Raw genomic sequence first — 21,753 nt, 5'->3', positions numbered from 1 at the left:
GCCAAGCGTCAGAACGGCACATCCCCAAGAATCGTCGCCCGGTGCATCACCCGCCGCTGCGGCCGGTAGTCATCCACGGCGTAATGCTGGGTGACGCGGTTATCCCAGAACGCCACATCATTCTCGTGCCAGCGCCAGCGAATGGTGAATTCCGGGCGGGTGGCGTGGGCGAACAGCAGCTTGAGAATGGCCTCGCTTTCGGCCGGTTCCAGTTCATTGATTCGGGTGGTGAATCCGTCGCTGACGAACAGCGATTTACGCCCACTCACCGGATGCGTGCGCACGACTGGGTGCGATAGCGGCGGGTTTTTCTTGCGGGTCGCTTCCCAGCGCGCAAGGTCTTCGGCGGTGTTGCCAAAGCGCTCCAGCGGGAACGACTTGGTGAAATCGTGTGTGGCGGTGAGGCCATCGAGCATGCGCTTTAACGGCTCGGACAATGCCTCATACGCCGCAATCCCACTGGCCCACAAGGTATCGCCGCCGAAGGCTGGCAGCAGCTTGGCGCTGAGCACAGCGCCCAGGGCCGGCGTGGGCAGGAAGGTCACGTCGGTATGCCACACCGCGTTATCACGCACATCCGTGACGGCGGTGTCGAGGATCAGCACTTCGGGCTGTTCCGGCACGTTGGGGTAGATCGGATGGATGTGCAGGTCGCCAAAGTTTGCCGCGAACCGTGCCTGTTGCGCAGGGGTGATCGGCTGGTCACGGAAGAACAGCACCGAATAGTCGAGCAACGCCTGTTCAATGGCGTCGCGCTGTTCAGGGTTCAGCGGCTGAGCGATGTCGACGCCACTGATCTGGGCGCCCAGGGCGGTGCTTAATGGGGTAACGGTCAGGCTGCTCATTGTGGATTCTTCACTCAGTGTGCCTGGCCATGCCAGGGCACTAATTTACGCTGCAGGGCGCGCAGGCCCATTTCCATGGCGAAGGCGATCAGGGCGATCACCAGGATGCCCAGCACCACCACATCGGTGACCAGAAACTGCGCCGCCGACTGCACCATGAACCCCAGGCCGCTGGTGGCGGCAATCAACTCGGCCGCCACCAGGGTCGACCAGCCCACGCCCAGGCCGATGCGCACACCTGTGAGGATATCGGGCAGGGCGCTGGGCAGGATCACATGGCGAATCAGTTGCGCGCGGGTAGCGCCCAACGACTGCGCCGCGCGCAATTTGGCCGGGTCGACGGTGCGCACCCCAGTGGCGGTGGCGATGGCAATCGGGGCGAAAATCGCCAGGTAAATCAGCAGCACCTTGGACAGCTCGCCAATGCCGCACCAGATCACGATCAGCGGCAGGTAGGCCAGCGGCGGAATTGGCCGGTAGAACTCGATCAGCGGATCGAAAACGCCTTGGGCAATGCGGTTGGCTCCGATGGCAATCCCCACCGGCACGGCGGTCAGCACCGCAAAGCCCAGGCCCAGGCCGATGCGGCTCAAGCTCGCGCCCAGGTGCTGCCACAAGGTGGAATCCATGTAGCCGGTGGTCGCCAGCAGCCAGCCTTTTTGCAACACTGCCGATGGTGGCGGCAGGAACAGAGGTTCGATCAAACCGGTGGCGGTGACGGCCCACCAGAGGGCGAGCAAGGCCACCAGGGTCAGCACGCTGATCCAACGCGTGCTCAGGCTGCGGCGTACCGGAATAACGACAGGTGCCACCGCCTTGCTGGCCGTGGCGGGAAGTTCGTAGCTGCTCATGCGTGCACCTGCCGTTGGGAGAACACTTTGCCCAGCACATGTTCACGGGTTTCGATAAAGCGCGGGTCGGACTTGATTGCGCGGGCTGATTCACCGGCGGCGTAACGTTGGCCGAAATCCAGCTGCAGGCGTTCGACGATCTGGCCGGGGTTGGGCGCCAGCAGGATCAGGTCCGTGGCCAGAAACACCGCCTCTTCAATGTCATGGGTAATCAGGAATACCGGCTTGGCCGTGCGCCGCCACACTTGCAGCAGCAACTCCTGCATTTGTTCGCGGGTAAAGGCATCCAGCGCGCCGAAGGGTTCGTCCATCAGCAGTACACGCGGGTCGGCCGCCAGCGCACGCGCCAGGCCGACGCGTTGCTTCTGGCCGCCCGAGAGCTGCCAGATGCGCCGGCTGTCGAAACCGGCCAGGTCCACCAGCGCGAGCATTTCGCGGGCGCGCACTTCGCGCTGCGCCTTGGGCACGCCGGCCAGTTCCAGGCCAAAGGCGACGTTGGCCAGCACATCCTGCCAGGGCAGCAGGGCGTCGTCCTGGAACACCACGCCGCGCTCGGCGCTGGGGCCCTTGACCGGCACGCCATCGAGGGTGATACGCCCGGCAGACGGTTCGACAAAGCCGGCAATCAGGTTCAACAACGACGTCTTGCCACTACCGGACGGGCCCAGGGCGACCAGCAATTGCTGGGGCCCAAGCTCCAGTGAAATATCGGACAGTACCGGTTCCGGGGCGCCTGGGTACTGTGCGCTGATGCGCTCCAGTTGTAGCAAGGCCATCGCAGTGAACTCCTGGGTCAGTTGGTAATGAACTTGGCGCTGACATAAGGGGCGTAGTCGGGCAGCACGGCCTCGACCTTGCCTTGCTCCTTGAGGAACGCAGCGGTGTCGGTGACGGCCTTGGTGGTCGGTGCGCCCAGCAGCGTTACCTGGTCGGCGGCCAACGGGTAGACGTTGCCTTGCAGCAGCAACGGGATATCGCTGGCCTTGGCGCCGGAGAGTTTCACCAGTTTGTCGACGTTGCCGGAATCGGCGAGCCAGGCTTGTGGGTCTTTGCGGTAGGCGGCGTAGGCATCCAGAGTGACCTTGGCGAAGGCGGTGACAATCTCTGGGTGCTTCTCGGCGAAGTCCTTGCGCACGATCCAGGCATCGAACGTCGGCGCGCCGAACTTGGCCAGCTCCCCGGAGGTGATCAGCACCTTGCCGGTTTCCTTGGCCACGCCCAGGGCTGGGTCCCAGACATAGGTGGCGTCGATATCACCGCGCTTCCAGGCGGCAATGATGGCCGGCGGGGCGAGGTTGAGAATGGTGACTTTGGCCGGGTCGATGTTCCAGTGTTTAAGGGCGGCGAGCAGGCTGTAGTGGCCGGTGGAAACGAAGGGCACAGCGATTTTTTTGCCGACCAGGTCCTGAGGGCTGTTGATCCCCGAACCGTTACGCGCCACCAGGGCTTCGGCGCCGCCGATCTGGGTGGCGACGAGGAAGGTTTGCACCGGGACTTTACGGGTTATCGCGGCGGTGAGCGGGCTGGAACCGAGGTAGCCGATCTGCACGTCGCCGGACGCGATGGCGGCGATGATGTCGGCGCCATTGTCGAATTTGCGCCAGTCGATCTTGGCGTTGGTGGCTTTTTCATAGGCGCCGTCGGCTTGGGCGACTTTGGCCGGGTCCACGGTGGTCTGATACGCAATGGTCACGTCCGCCGCCTGGGCAAACAGGCTGGCACCGGCCAGGGACAATGCGGCCAACAGGCGCAGAGGGGTCAGCAGTTTCAAAGGGAAGCTCCTCAATCAGGCGGCCGAGGGTCGGCGTGAGAGGAGACTAAATGATCTAAGAATCCGAAAATAAATAACTTTTTCGAATTAGCTTAAAACTTGTAGGAGCGAGCTTGCTCGCGAAAAACGTTAACGGTGACGCGTTCAGTCTGGATGAATGCGGGGGCCGTGAGTTTTTCGCGAGCAAGCTCGCTCCTACAGGTTAGTTGCTGATGGCGAGGATGCTTGCCTGGTACGAACCGACAAACACATCGAAATCGCCTACTTCGTTCTGCTCCAGCTCTGCCTGTTGCGCCAGCGACGCACGGGCCAGTTCTTCAAAGTGCGCTTGTTCCTCAGGCGCCAAAGGTTCTTTGCGGAAGTATTCGGCATGGACTTCGCTTTGATGCAGGGAGAACTGCGCAAAGCTTTCCTTGCGCTCAGCCATGGCTGCCAACACCTGCGCCGACGGCGTCAGGGATGGGTCCTTGACCTTGGCCAACTGGGCGTCCAATGCCTCGCTGTGCTCGGTGATGCCATGGCTCTGATCGAGCAGGGCGGCCAGCGGGGCAATCTTCTCCAGCAACTCGGCCGCCCACTCCTTCATGTCCACCGGCTGGCCGTCACGCTGCAATTGCAGGCCCGGACGGCGGCCTTCCTTGACCACGCTGAGGAAGTTGGAGGTGGCGTTGCCGCACTCGTTGTTGGCGAACAGTGGGCTGTCGTTCAGCGCGCAGTACAGCAGGAATGCGTCGAGGAACCGCGACTCTGGCAGGTCGATACCCATCGGCAGGAACGGGTTGATGTCCAGGCAGCGTACTTCGATGTACTGGATGCCGCGCGCCATCAACGCCTGGATCGGCCGCTCGCCGGTGTAGGTCACGCGCTTGGGACGGATGTTGGAGTAGTACTCGTTTTCGATCTGCAGGATGTTGGTATTGAGCTGTACCCACTCGCCATCCTTGTGCGTGCCGACTTCGACATAGGGCGCGTAGGGTGTTGCCACCGCTTCGCGCAGGCTGTCGGTGTAGCTGGCCAAATCGTTGTAGCACGGCGTCAGGCCGGCTTGGGCGTTGCTCTGGTAACCCAGGTCGCTCATGCGCAGGCTGGTGGCGTAGGGCAGGTACAGCGTGTCGGCGTCGAGGACTTCAAGCTGATGCGAGCGTCCGCGCAGGAAGCCGGCATCCAGGGCTGGCGAGGCACCGAACAGGTACATCAACAGCCAGCTGTAGCGGCGGAAATTACGGATCAGCGCGATATAGGCCGTGGATTGATAGTCACGGTCGGTGCCGACAAACCCTTCTGTTTCCTTGAGCAACGGCCACAACGCTTCCGGCAGGGAAAAGTTGTAGTGGATGCCGGCGATGCACTGCATGGTCTTGCCGTAACGCAGGGCCAGGCCCTTGCGGTACACGTACTTGAGCTGGCCGATGTTGGAGGTGCCGTAGTAGGCAATCGGAATATCTTCCTCGGCCGGCAACGGGCACGGCATCGAGGGGCTCCACAGGTATTCGCTGCCCAGCTTGGTGTAGGCAAAGCGATGGATCTTGTCCAGGCTGCTCAGAGTATCGGCCGGGTTCGGCAGGGCAGGGGTGATGAACTCCAGCAGCGATTCCGAGTAGTCGGTGGTGATCTGTTCATTGGTCAGCGCGGCGCCCAGGGCTTCGGGGTGCGGCGTTTGCGCCAGTCGACCTTCGTTGGTGACGCGCAGGCATTCGCGCTCGATGCCGTGCAAGCATTGCTCTAGCAGGGAGAGGTGTTCGCGCTTGCCGAGCAGGGCCAGGCGGCGGTTGAGAAGTTCGCTCAAGTTGGATTCCTTCACGCGTCAGTCGCCCCAATATGGGGGTGGGCAGGACGGTCTACAAGGGTGAAGTTGAAACTGGCGTGATCGCCTGGTTTTGAGTCGATTTGACCCGCTCTGAATCTGCCGACTTCACTCCATGAATTGGGCTACAGCGCAGCGAGAAAATTCCGACGCTGTTATCGCAGCGCCGAAATTAACTCAAATCGGGGGTGGGGAGCTATAGGACAGCGAACGTGCCCTGTGCTTTTGCGACAAGTCTTTCGCTCTGATACACGTCGGCCTCGACCACCAGGGTGCGGCGACCGGCGTGGATCACCCGGCTGGTGCACAACACCTCACCGTCTTCCACGGCGCGGATATAGTTGATCTTGCATTCGATGGTGGCGCTCTGCTGGTCGAAACCATGGGCGCTGGAACAGGCCAGGCCCATGGTTATATCCACCAGGCTGAAAATCGCCCCGCCATGGAGCTTGCCCGCGCGGTTGCGCAGGTGCGGCTCCAGGGTCAGGGCCACCTCGGCAACGCCCTCTTCCAGGCGTTGCAGGCGGCAGCCGATCAGTTCGCTGAATGCGCTCTGGGTCAAACCGGCCGGAATTTCCATCAGCGCTTCTTCAACTGTTTAGCGTTGGCAAACAGCGACGCCATGGCGTTGTTGCTTGGCGCGGCGGTGGTGGTTTCCTTGCGCGGGGCGTTGTTCTGCGACTGGCGCGGCGCCGAACCGGGGCGAGCGCCACGGGCACCATCGATTTTCTCGCCGGGGGTATCGCTCATGCGCATCGACAGGCCGACGCGTTTGCGTGGGATGTCGACTTCCATGACCTTGACCTTGACCACGTCACCGGCTTTCACCGCCTCACGTGGGTCCTTGATGAACTTCTCCGAAAGCGCGGAGATATGCACCAAACCGTCCTGATGCACGCCGATGTCCACGAACGCGCCGAAGTTGGTCACGTTGGTCACCACGCCTTCGAGGATCATGCCCGGTTGCAGGTCCTTGAGGTCTTCGACGCCGTCCTGGAACTCGGCGGTCTTGAACTCGGGACGTGGGTCGCGGCCAGGCTTTTCCAGCTCTTGCAGAATGTCGGTGATGGTCGGCACACCGAAGGTTTCGTCGGTGTACTTCTTCGGGTCCAGGCGCTTGAGGAACGCGGCATCACCAATCAACGAACGGATATCGCGGTCGGTTTCGGCGGCAATGCGTTGCACCAGCGGGTAGGCCTCCGGGTGAACTGCCGAGGCGTCCAGGGGGTTATCGCCGTTCATGACGCGCAGGAAGCCGGCCGCTTGTTCAAAGGTTTTTTCACCCAGGCGTGCGACTTTTTTCAGCGCAGCACGGGTTTTGAACGCGCCGTTTTCGTCGCGATGGCTGACGATGTTCTGCGCCAGGGTCGCGTTGAGGCCCGAGATTCGCGCCAGCAGTGCCACCGAAGCGGTGTTCACGTCTACGCCCACGGCGTTTACGCAGTCTTCCACCACCGCATCCAGGCCGCGTGCCAGCTTCAGTTGCGACACGTCGTGCTGGTACTGGCCGACGCCGATAGATTTAGGGTCGATCTTCACCAGTTCGGCCAGCGGGTCTTGCAGGCGACGAGCGATGGACACCGCGCCACGGATCGACACGTCGAGGTCCGGGAATTCCTTGGACGCCAGTTCCGAGGCTGAGTACACCGAAGCGCCCGCTTCGGAGACCATGACCTTGGTCATTTTCATGGCCGGGTATTTTTTGATCAGCTCGGCGGCCAGCTTGTCAGTCTCGCGACTGGCAGTGCCGTTGCCGATCGCGATCAGGTCGACCGCGTGCTTGGCGCACAAGGCGGCCAGGATCGCCAGGGTCTGGTCCCACTTGTTGTGCGGTACGTGTGGGTACACGGTGGCGTGGTCCAGCAGCTTGCCGGTGGCGTCGACCACCGCGACCTTGCAACCGGTGCGCAGGCCCGGGTCGAGGCCCAGGGTGGCACGCGGGCCAGCCGGTGCGGCCAACAGCAGGTCGTGCAGGTTATGGGCGAACACGTTGATCGCTTCGGTTTCGGCGCCGTCGCGCAACTCGCCCAGCAGGTCGGTTTCCAGGTGAGTGTAGAGCTTGACCTTCCAGGTCCAGCGCACCACTTCGCCGAGCCACTTGTCTGCCGGGCGGTTCTGGTTCTGGATGCCGAATTGTTGACCGATCATGCCTTCGCAGGGGTGCATGGTGCCCGGCAGCTCGTCACCGACTTTCAGCGCGGAGCTGAGAATGCCTTCGTTACGGCCGCGGAAAATCGCCAGGGCGCGGTGGGACGGCATGCTTTTGAGCGGCTCGTCGTGTTCGAAGTAGTCGCGGAACTTGGCGCCTTCTTCCTCTTTGCCGGCGATGACGCGGGCGCTGAGGATGGCTTCCTGCTTGAGGTAGGTACGCAGTTTTTCCAGGAGGCTGGCGTTTTCGGCGAAGCGCTCCATCAGGATGTACTTGGCGCCTTCGAGGGCGGCCTTGACGTCGGCGACGCCTTTTTCCGCGTCGATGAAGCGCGCGGCTTCGGTTTCCGGGGTCAACGATGGGTCGTTGAACAAGCCATCGGCCAAATCACCCAGGCCGGCTTCCAGGGCGATCTGGCCCTTTGTACGACGTTTCTGTTTGTACGGCAGGTAAAGGTCTTCGAGGCGGGTCTCGGTGTCCGCGAGTTTGATGTCGCGTTCCAGTTGAGGGGTCAACTTGCCCTGTTCCTCGATGCTGGCGAGGATGCTGATACGCCGTTCGTCGAGTTCTCGCAGGTAGCGCAGGCGCTCTTCCAGGTGCCGCAGCTGGGTGTCGTCGAGGCTGCCGGTTACTTCTTTTCGGTAACGGGCGATGAAGGGCACCGTGGAGCCTTCATCCAGTAGAGCGACGGCCGCTTCGACCTGTTGTGGGCGTACGCCGAGTTCCTCGGCGATGCGGCTGTTGATGCTGTCCATAAAACCACCTGAAATTCTTAAAATCAGCGCGCCGGCCCGTAAAAACAAGGCTCGGCGAGGCTGGTTGAGCGGCCCGACTGGCGCCGCTGCCTGGGTCAAGAGGCTGGCTATTGACCCTCGAAATCGAAAAAGTCACGACAAGCGGGTAAAAAAAGCCCGGCAGCAAACGGTAACGATCTGACGTTGCCCTGCACGGAGGCGCCGCATTATAACCAGCGTTCCGCCCTTGGGGGCTACTGCGCCGCAGCTTGTAGGGCGCGGGTTCGCTGGCAGTAGATGAAAAATCTGCTAACAATGCACACGGTGCGTATAACGGCAGCTACGCCATAATGCGCGCCGAGATAAGAGGAGCATCCAATGAGCAGCACCGCACAAACTGCTGAAGGCGAAAAAATTCTCATCGTTGATGACGATCCGGGGCTGAGCAGCCTGCTGGAGCGTTTTTTCAACTCCAAGGGCTATCGTGCCCGCGCGGTGCCGAACACCGAACAGATGGATCGTCTGTTAGGGCGTGAAGTTTTCAACCTGGTCGTACTCGACCTGATGTTGCCCGGTGAAGACGGCCTCACTGCCTGCAAGCGCCTGCGCGGTGCGAACAATCAGATCCCGATCATCATGCTCACCGCCAAGGGCGATGAACTGAGCCGCATCAAGGGCCTGGAGCTGGGCGCTGATGACTACCTGGCCAAGCCGTTCAACCCCGATGAGCTGATGGCGCGGGTCAAGGCCGTGTTGCGTCGCCAGGCACCGGCGGTACCGGGTGCACCGGGCAGCGAAGACGAAAGCGTCACCTTTGGCGATTACGAATTGTCGCTGGCCACCCGTGAGCTCAAGCGCGGTGAAGAAGTGCACATGCTCACCACCGGCGAATTCGCAGTGCTCAAGGCCCTGGTGATGAACGCTCGCCAGCCGCTGACCCGTGACAAGCTGATGAACCTGGCCCGTGGCCGGGAATGGGACGCCCTCGAGCGCTCCATCGACGTGCAGATTTCCCGATTGCGCCGGATGATCGAGCCAGACCCGTCCAAGCCGCGGTATATCCAGACGGTGTGGGGTGTGGGTTATGTGTTTGTGCCGGATGGCACCGCAACCAAGTGACCGATGATTTGCAGGGGCGGGTATCCTGGCGTTTGACTCCATGAGGGTCGACGGGATGCCCGGCGTCTGCAATTCTGCGAGCGCCGCTCGTTCCTGCAAGGTGTGCAGCTTTCATCTATGAAAACCCCGCTGTGGTTCCCACAAAGTTTCTTCTCCCGCACCCTCTGGCTGGTGCTTATTGTCGTTCTGTTTTCCAAGGCGCTCACGCTGGTTTATCTTTTGATGAACGAAGACGTGCTGGTGGACCGGCAGTACAGCCATGGTGTCGCCCTGACGTTGCGTGGTTATTGGGCGGTAGACCCTGAGAACCGCGAAAAAGTAGCCAAGGCGTCGACGCTGACGCGGGTTGACGGCGCAGGTGTGCCTGAAGGCGAGCAGCATTGGCCTTACAGCGAGATCTACCAGCGCCAGATGCAGGCCGAGTTGGGTGCCGACACCGAGGTGCGGCTGCGTATGCATGTTTCGCCTGCGCTGTGGGTGCGAGCGCCAAGCCTGGGGGATGCCTGGATCAAGGTTCCGCTTTATCCGCACCCGCTGAGGGGGCAAAAAATCTGGAACGTGTTGGGCTGGTTCCTGGCCATTGGCTTGCTTTCAACGGCGTCCGCGTGGATTTTCGTCCGCCAGCTCAACCAACCCCTCAAGCGCCTGGTGTTTGCCGCTCGCCAACTGGGCCAGGGGCGCAGTGTGCGCTTGCCGGTCAGCGACACGCCCAGTGAGATGACCGAGGTGTACGGCGCCTTCAACCAGATGGCAGAAGATGTCGAACAGGCCGGGCGCGAACGCGAGTTGATGCTGGCGGGGGTGTCCCATGACTTGCGCACGCCACTGACGCGATTACGGTTGTCCCTGGAGTTGATGGGGGACCATACCGACCTCACCGATGACATGGTGCGCGACATCGAGGACATGGACGCTATTCTGGACCAGTTCCTGGCGTTCATCCGTGACGGGCGGGATGAAGTGGTCGAGGAGGTCGACCTCACCGACCTCGTGCGTGAGGTGGTTGCGCCCTATAACCAGAATGGTGAGCAGGTGCGCACGCGCCTGGAGCCGATCCAGCCGTTCGCATTACGCCGGGTGTCGATGAAGCGCCTGCTGAACAACTTGATTGGCAACGCCTTGCACCATGCCGGTTCCGATGTGGAAGTGGCGGCGTACGTTTCTGGCGACAGTGCCGCGCCTTACGTGGTGCTGAGCGTGATGGACCGTGGCACAGGAATCGACCCGGCTGAGCTGGAGGGTATCTTCAACCCCTTCACCCGTGGTGACCGCGCCCGAGGAGGCAAGGGCACCGGGTTGGGGTTGGCGATTGTGCGGCGGATTGCGTCGATGCATGGCGGCAATGTCGAGTTGCGCAACCGTGAAGGCGGCGGGTTGGAAGCGCGGGTGCGGCTGCCGCTGGGGTTGATGCTGCCTCGAGACGCTGTCTAACAAGCAATATGAATGCAAATGTGGGAGCTGGCTTGCCTGCGATAGCGGTAGTTCATTCAACGACGATGTTGAATGTACCGGCGTCATCGTAGGCAAGCCAGCTCCCACAGTGGTTTGCGGCGTGTGGCAGGTGTGGGTATTCAGCCCTTTCCCTTGGTCCGAGTCATATTCGGCCCGCCATTCTTTTCCAGATGCTGAATGATGATCCCCGCCACATCCTTACCGGTGGTGGTTTCGATCCCTTCCAGGCCAGGCGATGAGTTTACTTCCATCACCAGGGGGCCATGGTTGGAGCGCAGGATGTCCACACCCGCCACGCTCAGCCCCATCACCTTGGCCGCCCGTAGCGCGGTCATGCGCTCTTCCGGGGTGATCTTGATCAGGCTGGCGCTGCCGCCACGGTGCAGGTTGGAGCGGAACTCACCGGGCTTGGCCTGGCGCTTCATGGCTGCGATCACCTTGTCGCCCACCACGAAGCAGCGAATGTCCGCGCCGCCCGCTTCCTTGATGTACTCCTGCACCATGATGTTCTGCTTGAGGCCCATGAACGCCTCAATCACCGACTCCGCCGCCGTTGCTGTTTCACACAGCACCACCCCGATGCCCTGGGTGCCTTCCAGTACCTTGATCACCAGCGGTGCGCCATTGACCATCTCGATCAGGTCGGGAATGTCGTCCGGAGAGTGGGCAAAACCGGTGACCGGCAAACCGATACCCCGGCGCGACAGCAGTTGCAGGGAGCGCAGCTTGTCCCGCGAGCGCGCAATGGCCACGGATTCATTCAGCGGAAACACCCCCATCATTTCAAACTGGCGCAATACCGCGCAGCCATAGAACGTCACCGAAGCGCCGATACGCGGGATTACCGCATCAAAGCCTTCCAGGGGTTTGCCCCGGTAGTGGATCTGCGGCTTGTGGCTGGCAATGTTCATGTAGGCACGCAACGTGTCGATCACCACCATTTCATGGCCACGTTCAGTGCCGGCCTCGACCAGGCGGCGGGTGGAATACAGACGCGGGTTTCGCGACAGCACAGCAATCTTCATGCAGCACCTGGGGCAGAAATAGTGGAGACCGGGAACACCGGCTTGTCTTGAACGTACTTGAGGCCCGGATTGACCACCAACTGGCCGTCAATCAGCGCCTTGGAGCCCAGCAGCAGGCGGTAACGCATGGCTTTGCGACAGGCGAGGGTGAACTCCACCCGCCATACCCGATCACCCAGGGCCAGGGTAGTGCTGATCACGTAGCGCACCTGTGCATGGCCGTTGGAGCTCTTGATGGTTTTCATCGTCACCAGGGGCGCTTCACAGCGGCGGTGACGCAGTTGCACCACGCTGCCCAGGTGCGCGGTAAAACGCACCCACTTTTCACCGTCGCGCTCAAAGGGCTCGATATCGGTGGCGTGCAGGCTTGAGGTACTGGCACCGGTGTCGATCTTCGCCCGCAGGCCCGCCACTCCCAAGTCGGGAAGTGCCACCCACTCACGCAGACCCACAACGGTCAAATGGTCAAATGTCTTCAATATGGTTAACCGGTCAATTCGCCCAGGCTTGAGGAGATACCTCAGCCAACGCTTTGAATGCAGGCTTGGCGAACCAGAAGCCCTGCATCAGAAATATTCCGCAGTCGGACAGGAAGTCGCGCTCGCCGGCACTTTCGATGCCCTCGGCGATGACAGTAACCCCCAACTGCTCACAGATTGTGACAATCCCCCGGACGATCACCTGACGGACAGGATCCTGGTCGACATCGCGAATCAGCGCCATGTCGAGCTTGATCAAGTCAGGTTGGAAATCGGCCAGCAGGTTCAGCCCCGAATAGCCCGCGCCGAAATCGTCGATGGCGGTCTTGAAGCCGAATTCGCGGTATTCACGCAGAATATTCGTCAAATGGCGATAGTTATCTACGTGCTCGCTTTCCAGGGTCTCGAAAATCAGCCGGTCCAGCGGGAAATTGTGCGCCCGGGCGGCCTCCAGAGTGCTGCGGATACACAGTTCCGGACGATATACAGCATTGGGCATGAAGTTGATGGAAAGGTGAGTCTGCATGCCCAGGGCTGCGGCACCGGCGATGGCCTTGGTCCGGCAGCGCTGGTCGAAGCGGTAGCGATTGGTTTCGTTGACCTGAGCCAGCACCGACAGCGCGCCTTCTCCCTGGGGACCGCGCACCAAGGCTTCGTTGGCGAAGATCGAATGGTCACGCAGGTCTACGATAGGCTGGTAGGCGAACGCGAAATCGAACCCCAGAGGCTCGCTTTGCTGGCAACCCACGCACCGCTGGTTGGGCGAGGTGAGTGAGAGGGGAAAGTCGGTCACGGCGTATCCTCGCGAAAACAGGGTGCTACCTGGCGTATCTTAGGTGAGCCTTGGGGTTTATGCGTCGAAGGGTTTCAACGGTAAAGTTGCGACATTTTTCAGAGCGAGGAATTCAAGTGGCTCAAAAGCAGGAAGAGGAAGAGAAGGTCCGGCTGGACAAGTGGTTGTGGGCAGCGCGGTTCTACAAGACCCGCGCTCTGGCCAAGGCCGCTATCGAGAGCGGCAAGGTGCATCATCGCGGCGAGCGCTGCAAGCCGGGAAAGGAGCCGCGCGTCGGCGACGAGTTTCAGATTCGTACAGGCTTTGATGAAAAAACCATCGTAGTACAGGCGCTTTCCATCGTCCGCCGGGGCGCGCCTGAAGCGCAGGCACTGTATGCCGAGACCGAAGCCAGCATCGCCAAGCGCGAAAACGCTGCGGCCATGCGCAAGGCAGGGGCTTCAGGCCTGACCACTGACGGCAAGCCGAGCAAGAAGCAGCGCCGCGATCTGTTCAAGTTTCGCGGCAGCGGCAATGACGATTGATTGCACGAGTCGCCCATGCAAATTCGATCAAATGTGGAAGCGGGCTTGCCCGCGAATACGGTGGGTCAGGCACAGATGCATTGATTGACACCCCGCGTTCGCGAGCAAGCCCGCTCCCACTTTTAGCCCTGGGGGTTACGGAGTTGTGTGCATGACACTCAACCGCCCAATAACGGGCAACTTGCTCAGTAGCCCGAAAAGCGGCGCCGTCATCCGCAACAAAGCGCCCGACACCTTCGCCGCAAACGGCGTGTAATACCCCCACCCCAGCGCCAACAGCGCCAGCAGTACGCCACCGATATAATCGTCCTGGCCCCAGTGCGCGCCGGCTACCAGCCGCGGCATCATGAACAGCAGCGCCAGGCCCCAGATCACCAGCACCTGGCCGATGCGCCGGGCGAACACGCTCATGAACATCGCCCAGATCAATAGCACCGAAGCATGGTCGCCGGGGAAGCTCTGGCTCGAGCGGTCCTTCAATTCCCAGGTTTTCTCCAACCCTGGGAAAAAGTCGCTCATTTGAATCGCGCCGCTGATGACCATCGACGGGCTACTGTGCTGCCAGCCCATGTGCGCCGCGAGTTTTGAGAACAGCATGCGGATAAACAGCAATAGCAGCAGAATGCCGAGGAAGCCAAAAAACGCCTGGCGCACCTGTACGGCCTTGAACACCCAGTCGCCGCGGATCAACAGCGCCAGCAAAATCACGCCGACCACTGCATCAAACGGCCGCAGGCTGGCCACGGCCCACACATGTAGCCAGGTCGAGTTCGTGGCCAACGGGCCATTGAGCAGATGAAACAGCCACTCGTCGAAAATCACACAGAGCATCTGGCCCGTGGGCCACAGCCAAAAACACAGCAGTCCGATAGCGAGTAGATTGCAAAGAGCCCATCGCCGGAGGTTCCAGTTGGCTTGGAACAAACCCGGATTGTTCATAAACTGTCCCTCATCGCTCTATTCAGCTCCTTGAATTCAGGAGAAGTCGCACCAAGATGGTGCTAAAGCGTTTAATTTTATAAACCTTGTAATCATTTTGTCATCACTTCAGATACCCAGACCTATGACTGATCTACCGGATACCGACTTCACCCAACGCTTCATCTTCGATGAGAGCGATGCCCGCGGCGAGATGGTTTCGTTGGAGCTCAGCTATGCCGAAGTCCTTGCCAAACACGCCTATCCGGAGCCGGTCGCGCAATTGCTCGGCGAGTTGATGGCCGCCGCGGCGCTGCTGGTGGGCACCATGAAGTTCGACGGTTTGCTGATCTTGCAGGCTCGTTCCGAAGGGCCAGTGCCCATGTTGATGATCGAGTGCTCGAGCGAGCGCGAGATCCGTGGCTTGGCCCGTTACGAGGCTGACCAGATTGCCGCAGATGCCACCTTGGCCGACCTGATGCCCAACGGCGTCCTGGCACTGACTGTCGACCCGACTGAAGGCCAGCGGTACCAGGGTATTGTCGACCTCGACGGCCAGACCCTGTCGGAATGCTTCACCAACTACTTCGTTATGTCCCAGCAAGTGGGCACCAAGTTCTGGCTTAACGCCGACGGCAAGCGCGCCCGTGGTTTGCTGGTGCAACAACTGCCGGCCGATCGCATCAAGGATGAGGATGATCGTGCCGAAAGCTGGCGGCATATCATCGCCTTGGCCGACACCTTGAAGGCCGAAGAACTGCTGGGCCTGGACAACGAAACCATCCTGCACCGCCTCTACCACGAAGAGGCCGTGCGCCTGTTCGACGCACAGGGCCTGCATTTTCACTGCAGTTGCTCGCGCGAGCGTTCCGGTAACGCGCTGGTCAGCCTGGGCCTGGAAGATGCGCAAAATCTGGTGGTGGAACATGGCGGCCATATCGAGATCGACTGCCAGTTCTGCAACCAGCGCTACCTGTTCGACGCGGCTGATGTAGCGCAATTGTTCGCCGGCGCAGGCAGCGACACCCCTTCCGACACCCGCCACTAAAACGTTTAAGCACAGGTAAATCACCTGACAAACGCCGGATTAGAGGTGTTCTGACGGGAGGGCCCTACTCTTTTTGGGCTTTTCTGGCATAATCCGGCCCACTTTTTTCGCGGTAGTAGTGCGCAACTTTCTACTACAAAACGTTTGGAGCACTCGGCCATAGGCCGACGGGGAACCTCATGACGCAAGCCAATAACGCCGTATACACCGATCTGAGTGTTGACGATCTGGTCAAAGAAGCCCTGCAGCGCGGTGAAGGCGTGCTTGCCGATACTGGCGCGCTGGTCGTAGAAACCGGTCACCGCACCGGTCGTTCGCCGGTTGACCGTTTCATCGTTGAAGAGCCTTCCACCCAGGACGCCATCGCCTGGGGCTCGATCAACCGCAAGTTCCCGGCCGACAAGTTCGATGCCCTGTGGGCTCGCGTCGAGGCGTTCAATAACGCGCAAGAGCATTTCGTTTCCCATGTTCACGTAGGGGCTGCAGAAGACCACTACCTGGCCGTGAAAATGACCACCCAGACTGCCTGGCAGAACCTGTTCGGTCGTTGCCTGTTCATCAACCCGGCCCAGTACAACCCGGCCGGTCGTGAAGAGTGGCAAGTGCTCAACGTGGCCAACTTCGAGTGCGTGCCAGAGCGTGACGGCACCAACTCCGACGGTTGCGTGATCCTCAACTTCGCTCAGAAAAAAGTACTGATTGCCGGCATGCGTTACGCCGGTGAAATGAAAAAAGCCATGTTCTCGGTGCAGAACTTCCTGCTGCCGGCTGCCGACGTGCTGCCGATGCACTGCGCCGCCAACATTGGCGAAGCAGGCGATGTGACCCTGTTCTTCGGCCTGTCAGGCACTGGCAAGACCACCCTGTCCGCCGACGAAAGCCGTTACCTGATCGGTGACGACGAGCACGGCTGGGGCGAAGGCGTGGTGTTCAATATCGAAGGCGGTTGCTATGCCAAGTGCATCGACCTGTCCGAGAAGAACGAGCCGGTTATCTGGAAAGCCATCAAGCATGGCGCGGTACTGGAAAACGTCGTGATCGACGAGGCCAAGCACGCCGACTACGCCGACGTCAGCCTGACCCAGAACAGCCGTGCCGCCTACCCGCTGGAGCACGTTGCCAAGCGTTCCGAGAAGAACCTGGGCGGCGAGCCAAACGCGGTGATCTTCCTGACCTGCGACCTGACCGGCGTACTGCCGCCTGTGTCGATCCTCAGCGAAGAACAAGCGGCCTACCACTTCCTGTCCGGCTACACCGCTCTGGTGGGCTCGACCGAAATGGGTTCGGGCAGCGGCATCAAGTCGACCTTCTCCACCTGCTTCGGCGCGCCGTTCTTCCCACGCCCGGCTGGCGAATACGCAGAGCTTCTGATCAAGCGTATCCGTGGTTTCGGCTCAAAGGTCTACCTGGTCAACACCGGCTGGACCGGCGGCGGCTACGGCGTCGGCAAACGCTTCAACATCCCGACCACTCGCGGCGTGATTGCAGCGATCCAGAGCGGTGCGTTGATCGGTGCGCAAACCGAACACCTGGACACCATCAACCTCGACGTGCCATTGGCCGTACCGGGCGTTGAAACCGGCCTGTTGAACCCACGCAACACCTGGGCTGACAAGGCTGCCTACGACGAAGCAGCGAAAGCTCTGGCTGGCCTGTTCATCGAAAACTTCAAGAAGTTTGAAGTCAGCGATGCGATCAAGGCGGCGGGTCCTAAGTTGTAAGATTCGCCGTTGTAAAAAAGCCGCCTCTTAGGCGGCTTTTTTATGGGCGATTAGTCGGCGATGTGCAGTACCACTGCACCGACCAGCACCAGTACAACGCCTGCGACCTGCACCGCTGACAAACGCTCCTTGAAAAATACAAACCCCAGGATCGCCGCGATCCCTCCAGAGAGCGTACTGATCACCGTCACCACCGACACCGAGCCGGCCATCGCGCCCCACGAAAATGCCGAGAACCCGCCGAGGTTCATCAAGCTCGCACCGGTCAACGTCGCGCAATTTTTCAGCGGCGGGATCTTCAAGCCATCCTTGATCTTCAGCACCATCACCACCAGCACGCACAAGCCCACCAGGTAACCCAACCACAACATGGTGATTGGCCCCAGCGCTGGCAGTGTGTAGCGACCTTGCAGCCAGAAACTGGTGCCGTACAGGGTTGCGGCGGACATGGCGTAGGCAATGGACAGGCGCGGGTTGTTGTGAGGCGTACCGTTGTCCTTGTGAATGCTGGACAGCACAACGCCGATCACGCACAGGGCGATGCAGCCCAGTTGTATCAGGCTGATGTGTTCACCGCTGGCCCAGGACAGCAAGGTGGTCACGACCCCATAGGACGTCACCAATGGCGCGACGATGGCCGCTTTGCCCAAGGCAAAGGCTTTGGACAGCGCAAGGGCGCCGGACACCGTCAGCAGAGCGGCGGCGACGCCCAGGAGCCAAACGCTTAACGGTGCATCAAGGGATTTGAAAAGGAAGGCTGGGAAAATGACCAGCAGGAGGGTCATGATCAAAAAACCGAGGGCTTGGCCGAAATACACCGCGCGTTTTACGCCAACGGCTCGGGCGTTGAGGCCCACCAGAAAGTCCGTGCCGCCCCAGAGCAGGGCAGCCAGCAGGCCCATTGTTACGTCCATGTAAGGTCCTTGTTATTTATACGGCTCGCCAGATTAGCGCAGATCCAGTGTGGGAGCGGGCTTGCCCTAATACTGTAGGAGCGAGCTTGCTCGCGAAAAACGTCAACGATAACGCGTGCTTGCTGAATGAACGCGGCGCCTGTGAGTTTTTCGCGAGCAAGCTCGCCCCTACAAAAAATCCTTCATTGGATTCAGCTCAGGTTTTCCAGCGTCTGCGTGTCCCAGCGGTGGGTCTTGATCGCCAGGTAGAGCATGCCGATGGTCAGCGGAGTCTTGTCACCACGGCCTTTGGCGCGACGCTTCAGGAACACGTCGAACACCGGCGGCTGGAAGTAACGATAAGCGTCGTAGTCGCTCAGGTCGACACCAAAATCCTGCTCCAGCGCCTCCATGAATTGCTTGGCCTCAGCACCATCGCACCCGAGGTCGAAGTTCAGTGAGGTGTGCAAGCCAATGGTCTTGTGTGTTGGCAAGCCGATTTCTTCATGCAGCAATTGCAGAAGTTGCTGCATGGCAGGGTCTTCTGGGAAGTTGGGGGCCAGGTTCATGGTGGGGGCACGCAGGAGTGGGTGAGGGGGCCTGTCACGTTGCAGGCGGTATTTGTTTCGCGTGATGAAGAGAGCCAAGCCTATCAAGAACAAGGCTAGGGGAAGAAGTTGAATGTTCAGGACAATGGCGATGTAGGGTAGCCAGAACAACAGAAGCAGTCCCGTTACGATGAAGGTAACGGCGAAACGCGTTCTTAACGTGCCGTCAGTGATTTTGTAATACAGCAGCAGATGGAGAGCGAACAATAGCGCTGTTTGTAGGTAAAGCCATTGACTAAAGTTCATCTGGAGTGCACATGCATTGAGACACTTGAGCGCTGCGGGCCTATGCCACCGCTGACCTGAGCATCCAGGCCGATGACGATGTCTGCGCTGTGAAAGTTGCGGATCCTGCGAGAAATCAAATCGCTGATAGCGTTCTCGACTATCGATTCTGCTTTGCTGGATATGATCCCGACAGGGGCTGCAACTGCGCCAGAAATGATTTCTTTTATGAGGTTGTTAGTGGCTTTGAGACGGCCACTGTCATGACGCAGGGTAGATCTCGGGCGAGCATTTTTTCGTACAACTTCTGAAGCCGCAAGCGGACCTCTATCGCTGAAGCTTTTGCTTCCAGCAAGCCAAGTGTGGCTAGCTCTTGTCGATTGTTTGGCATCACGGTGAGTCGAATTACCGTGAAAGTGATGCCATAGTGGCCGATATATTGAGTCCTTTCGATGCTCACGGTTTTTTCCGAGACAGTTGATAGGAGGTTATGTTCAGTCGGCTACGCGTAACTGGTATAGAGGGTTGAACGGGTATTTGAAGCAGTTTGGGAAATGGATGGCGTGACGTTTGGCGGTGTCTTACAAAAGCCTCCGGCATTTATGGCTTGCAACGATGTAATGGGTAAAGCTGATCAGTGTAGGAGCGAGCTTGCTCGCGAAAAACTCAAGGGCGCCGCGTTTTTTCTGATTTACCGCGTCATCGTTGGCGATTTTCACGAGCAAGCTCGCTCCTACACAGGTGTTGCTTAGACTTGCGCTTGTTCAGGTTGCAGCTGAACGTGTTGCGCGGCTTCCAACAAATCACAGCCGTCCTGAACGAGCAGGTACAGCGCATTAATAATGATGTGGGAAATGTCTTTGAGGTCAGCGTGTTCGAAGGTCAGGCAAGAGAAAGTTTCCAATCAGTCGCTGGCGGCGCGGATACGCTGGTGGGCGGCGGATTGGATGTCTTTGGCTGATGCTTGAGTGTCGATGAGAAGCGGGTGACAGGCGATCAAGGTCGTAGGGCGGCGGAAAGAGTGGAAGGTTGCCTACGGCGATTTCGGATAATTCCCGCTCGGCCTGGTGCAGGCGTGCCTCATCGAGCAAATGGAGGCGGTTGCGCAGAGTGCTGCTACCGGGGTAGCAGTATGGGGCCTGGCCCACCCCGTATTTGTCGAGCATCAGCTAGAGGTGTTGCGGTACTTGGCAAGGACGGCTTCGCGTGTCGGCAGGGGTTTGTCGACGTCGGTCGGTTGGGTATCCAACCCTTCCAGGCGCAGGCTGACCAAGTAATTGGAACGCCGGATCTTGTGATAGTGATTCTGTTTTTGCTCAAACGTCAGTTCGCTCATCGCTGCGTCCTCTTGGAGAGCAAGGCTTGAATGTAGCGCAATGCGTAGCTCGGTAGGCGGGATAAAGCGCCCGTCACAACTTGTATAAAAAATCTGCCAGCGAGCCCATTTCAGCGTATGTTTCACCGCAAAATCTTGTAGGGCGATTCCGCCCACTACTTAAAGGGAGTTAAGCATGGGTTTGCTTCGTGTCGCCTCGGCGATGTCTTTGTGTGCGGTGGCGTTTTCTGCCCAGGCCGAGCAGTTGCCGATTGAAGTGCTGAGCGCGGTGGTCAAGGACCAGAAAATCGCCGATGCCGAGGTGCTGCTGCAACGTAATGGCGCGCAGAACGTGGTGGGCCGTACCAACGCGCAAGGCCAGGTGACGCTGACCAGTGAAGTGGCTGACGATGCCAGCAACCTGCTGATCATCAAGAAGCCTGGCTATTCCAACCTGGTGGTGAAGTGCCCGTGCAAAGGCATGACCTATGCCATCAGCCCGGTGATGGAAAATCTCGACGGCCTGCGTGTGGTGTTGACCTGGGGCAAGGCTCCGCGCGACCTCGACTCCCATATGATCTTCCCCGGCAACAACATCTTCTTCAACAATAAAAAGGGCACCGACGCCGAACTGGACGTGGATGACACCGATAGCTATGGCCCGGAGACCATCACCCTGCAGAAAAAGCATTACGGCGAAAGCTACGTCTATGCCGTGCACGACTATTCCAACAGCGGCTCTCCCACCTCCAGCGAGTTGTCCAACAGTGAGGCCAAGGTGTTCGTGTACATGGGACAATCCCTGGTACGCACTTACTATGTGCCGCAGAACCGCACGGGCAACCTGTGGACTGTGTTCCGCATGACCGGCAGTGGCGACTTCCAGGACATCAACACCTTCACCGGCGTGAGAGTTGGCGCCGAAGATGTACTCAACGAGGTCAAGCCGTTGCTGGACGACAGTGTGGCCGTCACTGCCGTGACGGCGAGCACGTCGGCACAGGCCGATGCGAAGAAGCTGAACCTCAAGGGCGAAGCGGCCTACCAGGCCGGTAACCTGGATCAGGCCATCGACTTCTTCCGTCAAGCCATCGAGCTGGATAACAGCTTCGGCAAGGCTTACGGCAACCTGGGCCTGGCGTATCAGAAAGCCGGCAATACCGCGGAGTCGATCTGGGCCAACCGCAAGGCTATCGCCCTGGCCACCGGTACCAATGCCGCGACTGTGCGCGCCGGTGCTTACTACAACATTGCACGCATCTACGAAGCGGCCGGGCAGTTCCCGGATGCGCTGCGTCATTACCAGTTGGCCAAGGAGCAAAAGGCCAACCCGGTGTATGACACGGCGATCGAGCGGGTGCAAAACCGCTGATTCAGCAGTAGCACGGTTTTGAAATGTGGGAGAGGGCTAGCCAGCTCCCACATTTGTATCTGCTGCGTCTTGTTACTTTCTCGGAAAAGTCCCACTTCGGCCCTGAG

General features: G+C 59.9%; 21 protein-coding genes and 2 pseudogenes. 7 read left to right on the top strand and 16 right to left on the bottom strand.

Features of this window, described 5'->3' with window-relative positions:
• Positions 1-8 precede the first annotated feature (8 nt).
• The 7 genes from tauD to APH41_RS17190 all read right to left on the bottom strand — a co-directional run bounded on the left by tauD (position 9) and on the right by APH41_RS17190 (position 8,175).
• On the bottom strand, positions 9-845 hold the full coding sequence (gene tauD, locus APH41_RS17220) for a taurine dioxygenase (RefSeq protein ID WP_054920284.1): 837 nt from the start codon (positions 843-845) through the stop codon (positions 9-11).
• A gap of 14 nt (positions 846-859) precedes the next feature.
• Entirely contained in the window at positions 860-1,696 is an 837-nt protein-coding gene (tauC, locus tag APH41_RS17215) for a taurine ABC transporter permease TauC (protein ID WP_054920282.1), read from the bottom strand.
• Positions 1,693-2,472, bottom strand: a complete 780-nt coding sequence (tauB, locus tag APH41_RS17210) for a taurine ABC transporter ATP-binding subunit (RefSeq protein WP_054920280.1) — start codon at positions 2,470-2,472, stop codon at positions 1,693-1,695. The genes tauC and tauB overlap by 4 nt, the downstream gene beginning before the upstream one ends.
• Before the next feature lie 17 nt (positions 2,473-2,489).
• Positions 2,490-3,467 carry a taurine ABC transporter substrate-binding protein gene (tauA, locus tag APH41_RS17205; RefSeq protein WP_034125493.1) on the bottom strand — a complete coding sequence of 326 codons (978 nt, stop codon included), beginning with the start codon at positions 3,465-3,467 and terminating at the stop codon, positions 2,490-2,492.
• A 202-nt stretch (positions 3,468-3,669) separates the two neighbouring features.
• Positions 3,670-5,253, bottom strand: a complete 1,584-nt coding sequence (gshA, locus tag APH41_RS17200) for a glutamate--cysteine ligase (RefSeq protein ID WP_054920278.1) — start codon at positions 5,251-5,253, stop codon at positions 3,670-3,672.
• Positions 5,254-5,467: 214 nt separating this feature from the next.
• On the bottom strand, positions 5,468-5,851 hold the full coding sequence (locus tag APH41_RS17195; RefSeq protein ID WP_052199927.1) for a PaaI family thioesterase: 384 nt from the start codon (positions 5,849-5,851) through the stop codon (positions 5,468-5,470).
• Positions 5,851-8,175 (bottom strand): Tex family protein, encoded by a 2,325-nt coding sequence (locus APH41_RS17190; protein ID WP_054920276.1) that lies wholly within the window; start codon positions 8,173-8,175, stop codon positions 5,851-5,853. The genes APH41_RS17195 and APH41_RS17190 overlap by 1 nt, the downstream gene beginning before the upstream one ends.
• 357 nt (positions 8,176-8,532) lie before the next feature.
• Between APH41_RS17190 and ompR the strand changes: the two genes are divergently transcribed.
• Both ompR and APH41_RS17180 read left to right on the top strand, forming a co-directional pair.
• A complete protein-coding gene (gene ompR / locus APH41_RS17185; protein ID WP_003187669.1) occupies positions 8,533-9,273 on the top strand; it encodes a two-component system response regulator OmpR in 741 nt (246 codons plus the stop codon).
• 117 nt (positions 9,274-9,390) lie between these two features.
• Positions 9,391-10,704 carry an ATP-binding protein gene (locus APH41_RS17180; protein WP_003187671.1) on the top strand — a complete coding sequence of 438 codons (1,314 nt, stop codon included), beginning with the start codon at positions 9,391-9,393 and terminating at the stop codon, positions 10,702-10,704.
• A 140-nt stretch (positions 10,705-10,844) separates the two neighbouring features.
• Here APH41_RS17180 and rimK read toward each other — a convergent pair whose 3' ends face one another.
• From rimK to APH41_RS17165, 3 genes are read right to left on the bottom strand one after another with little or no spacing between them, the layout of a single operon-like run.
• Positions 10,845-11,750: a 30S ribosomal protein S6--L-glutamate ligase gene (rimK, locus tag APH41_RS17175; protein WP_003187674.1), complete on the bottom strand. Its 906-nt coding sequence runs from the start codon at positions 11,748-11,750 to the stop codon at positions 10,845-10,847.
• Entirely contained in the window at positions 11,747-12,196 is a 450-nt protein-coding gene (locus APH41_RS17170) for an ATP-dependent zinc protease (protein ID WP_169856571.1), read from the bottom strand. The genes rimK and APH41_RS17170 overlap by 4 nt, the downstream gene beginning before the upstream one ends.
• Before the next feature lie 46 nt (positions 12,197-12,242).
• Positions 12,243-13,022, bottom strand: a complete 780-nt coding sequence (locus APH41_RS17165) for an EAL domain-containing protein (RefSeq protein WP_054920273.1) — start codon at positions 13,020-13,022, stop codon at positions 12,243-12,245.
• 116 nt (positions 13,023-13,138) lie between these two features.
• Here APH41_RS17165 and APH41_RS17160 point away from each other — a divergent pair, with 116 nt between their 5' ends.
• A complete protein-coding gene (locus APH41_RS17160; protein ID WP_003236026.1) occupies positions 13,139-13,546 on the top strand; it encodes an RNA-binding S4 domain-containing protein in 408 nt (135 codons plus the stop codon).
• 135 nt (positions 13,547-13,681) lie between these two features.
• Here APH41_RS17160 and APH41_RS17155 read toward each other — a convergent pair whose 3' ends face one another.
• On the bottom strand, positions 13,682-14,485 hold the full coding sequence (locus APH41_RS17155) for a phosphatase PAP2 family protein (protein WP_054920271.1): 804 nt from the start codon (positions 14,483-14,485) through the stop codon (positions 13,682-13,684).
• Between the two features lie 124 nt (positions 14,486-14,609).
• Between APH41_RS17155 and hslO the strand changes: the two genes are divergently transcribed.
• The gene (hslO, locus tag APH41_RS17150; protein ID WP_054920269.1) at positions 14,610-15,512 is read left to right on the top strand and encodes an Hsp33 family molecular chaperone HslO; all 903 of its coding nucleotides are present in this window, start codon (positions 14,610-14,612) and stop codon (positions 15,510-15,512) included.
• 179 nt (positions 15,513-15,691) lie between these two features.
• The gene (locus tag APH41_RS17145) at positions 15,692-17,233 is read left to right on the top strand and encodes a phosphoenolpyruvate carboxykinase (RefSeq protein ID WP_054920267.1); all 1,542 of its coding nucleotides are present in this window, start codon (positions 15,692-15,694) and stop codon (positions 17,231-17,233) included.
• Positions 17,234-17,283: 50 nt separating this feature from the next.
• Here the strand turns inward: APH41_RS17145 and APH41_RS17140 are convergent, their stop codons facing one another.
• Positions 17,284-18,147, bottom strand: a complete 864-nt coding sequence (locus APH41_RS17140) for a DMT family transporter (RefSeq protein ID WP_229999887.1) — start codon at positions 18,145-18,147, stop codon at positions 17,284-17,286.
• A gap of 191 nt (positions 18,148-18,338) precedes the next feature.
• On the bottom strand, positions 18,339-18,695 hold the full coding sequence (locus tag APH41_RS17135; protein ID WP_054920265.1) for a DUF1493 family protein: 357 nt from the start codon (positions 18,693-18,695) through the stop codon (positions 18,339-18,341).
• A gap of 818 nt (positions 18,696-19,513) precedes the next feature.
• Between APH41_RS17135 and APH41_RS17130 the strand changes: the two genes are divergently transcribed.
• Positions 19,514-19,711 carry a hypothetical protein gene (locus tag APH41_RS17130; protein WP_054920263.1) on the top strand — a complete coding sequence of 66 codons (198 nt, stop codon included), beginning with the start codon at positions 19,514-19,516 and terminating at the stop codon, positions 19,709-19,711.
• Here the strand turns inward: APH41_RS17130 and APH41_RS29445 are convergent.
• The 3 genes and pseudogenes from APH41_RS29445 to APH41_RS28850 all read right to left on the bottom strand — a co-directional run bounded on the left by APH41_RS29445 (position 19,708) and on the right by APH41_RS28850 (position 20,295).
• Positions 19,708-19,959 (bottom strand): annotated as a pseudogene (locus APH41_RS29445) (hypothetical protein). The gene APH41_RS17130 and the pseudogene APH41_RS29445 overlap by 4 nt on opposite strands.
• Positions 19,934-20,125 (bottom strand): annotated as a pseudogene (locus APH41_RS29440) (cell filamentation protein Fic); the annotation flags it as partial. The pseudogenes APH41_RS29445 and APH41_RS29440, both read right to left, overlap by 26 nt.
• Positions 20,125-20,295 (bottom strand): YhfG family protein, encoded by a 171-nt coding sequence (locus APH41_RS28850; protein ID WP_156359062.1) that lies wholly within the window; start codon positions 20,293-20,295, stop codon positions 20,125-20,127. The gene APH41_RS28850 and the pseudogene APH41_RS29440, both read right to left, overlap by 1 nt.
• A 175-nt stretch (positions 20,296-20,470) precedes the next feature.
• On the opposite strand from APH41_RS28850, the gene APH41_RS17120 reads away from it, so the two are divergent.
• A complete protein-coding gene (locus tag APH41_RS17120) occupies positions 20,471-21,646 on the top strand; it encodes a tetratricopeptide repeat protein (RefSeq protein ID WP_054920258.1) in 1,176 nt (391 codons plus the stop codon).
• Positions 21,647-21,753 lie beyond the last annotated feature (107 nt).

Origin of the sequence: Pseudomonas sp. NBRC 111138, from assembly GCF_001320835.1 — a bacterium.
Lineage (GTDB): Bacteria > Pseudomonadota > Gammaproteobacteria > Pseudomonadales > Pseudomonadaceae > Aquipseudomonas > Aquipseudomonas paracarnis.
Note: the sequence above shows the minus strand (reverse complement) of the source record. Positions and strands in the feature narration are given on the sequence as shown.

Excerpts from the sequence above, each read along its gene's own strand:
- tauD (WP_054920284.1), bottom strand. The coding sequence starts at position 845 with ATGAGCAGCCTGACCGTTACCCCATTAAGCACCGCCCTGGGCGCCCAG.
- tauC (WP_054920282.1), bottom strand. The coding sequence starts at position 1,696 with ATGAGCAGCTACGAACTTCCCGCCACGGCCAGCAAGGCGGTGGCACCT.
- tauB (WP_054920280.1), bottom strand. The coding sequence starts at position 2,472 with ATGGCCTTGCTACAACTGGAGCGCATCAGCGCACAGTACCCAGGCGCC.
- APH41_RS17195 (WP_052199927.1), bottom strand. The coding sequence starts at position 5,851 with ATGGAAATTCCGGCCGGTTTGACCCAGAGCGCATTCAGCGAACTGATC.
- APH41_RS17190 (WP_054920276.1), bottom strand. The coding sequence starts at position 8,175 with ATGGACAGCATCAACAGCCGCATCGCCGAGGAACTCGGCGTACGCCCA.
- ompR (WP_003187669.1), top strand. The coding sequence starts at position 8,533 with ATGAGCAGCACCGCACAAACTGCTGAAGGCGAAAAAATTCTCATCGTT.
- APH41_RS17180 (WP_003187671.1), top strand. The coding sequence starts at position 9,391 with ATGAAAACCCCGCTGTGGTTCCCACAAAGTTTCTTCTCCCGCACCCTC.
- rimK (WP_003187674.1), bottom strand. The coding sequence starts at position 11,750 with ATGAAGATTGCTGTGCTGTCGCGAAACCCGCGTCTGTATTCCACCCGC.
- APH41_RS17155 (WP_054920271.1), bottom strand. The coding sequence starts at position 14,485 with ATGAACAATCCGGGTTTGTTCCAAGCCAACTGGAACCTCCGGCGATGG.
- hslO (WP_054920269.1), top strand. The coding sequence starts at position 14,610 with ATGACTGATCTACCGGATACCGACTTCACCCAACGCTTCATCTTCGAT.
- APH41_RS17145 (WP_054920267.1), top strand. The coding sequence starts at position 15,692 with ATGACGCAAGCCAATAACGCCGTATACACCGATCTGAGTGTTGACGAT.
- APH41_RS17140 (WP_229999887.1), bottom strand. The coding sequence starts at position 18,147 with ATGGACGTAACAATGGGCCTGCTGGCTGCCCTGCTCTGGGGCGGCACG.
- APH41_RS17135 (WP_054920265.1), bottom strand. The coding sequence starts at position 18,695 with ATGAACCTGGCCCCCAACTTCCCAGAAGACCCTGCCATGCAGCAACTT.
- APH41_RS17130 (WP_054920263.1), top strand. The coding sequence starts at position 19,514 with ATGGATGGCGTGACGTTTGGCGGTGTCTTACAAAAGCCTCCGGCATTT.
- APH41_RS28850 (WP_156359062.1), bottom strand. The coding sequence starts at position 20,295 with ATGAGCGAACTGACGTTTGAGCAAAAACAGAATCACTATCACAAGATC.
- APH41_RS17120 (WP_054920258.1), top strand. The coding sequence starts at position 20,471 with ATGGGTTTGCTTCGTGTCGCCTCGGCGATGTCTTTGTGTGCGGTGGCG.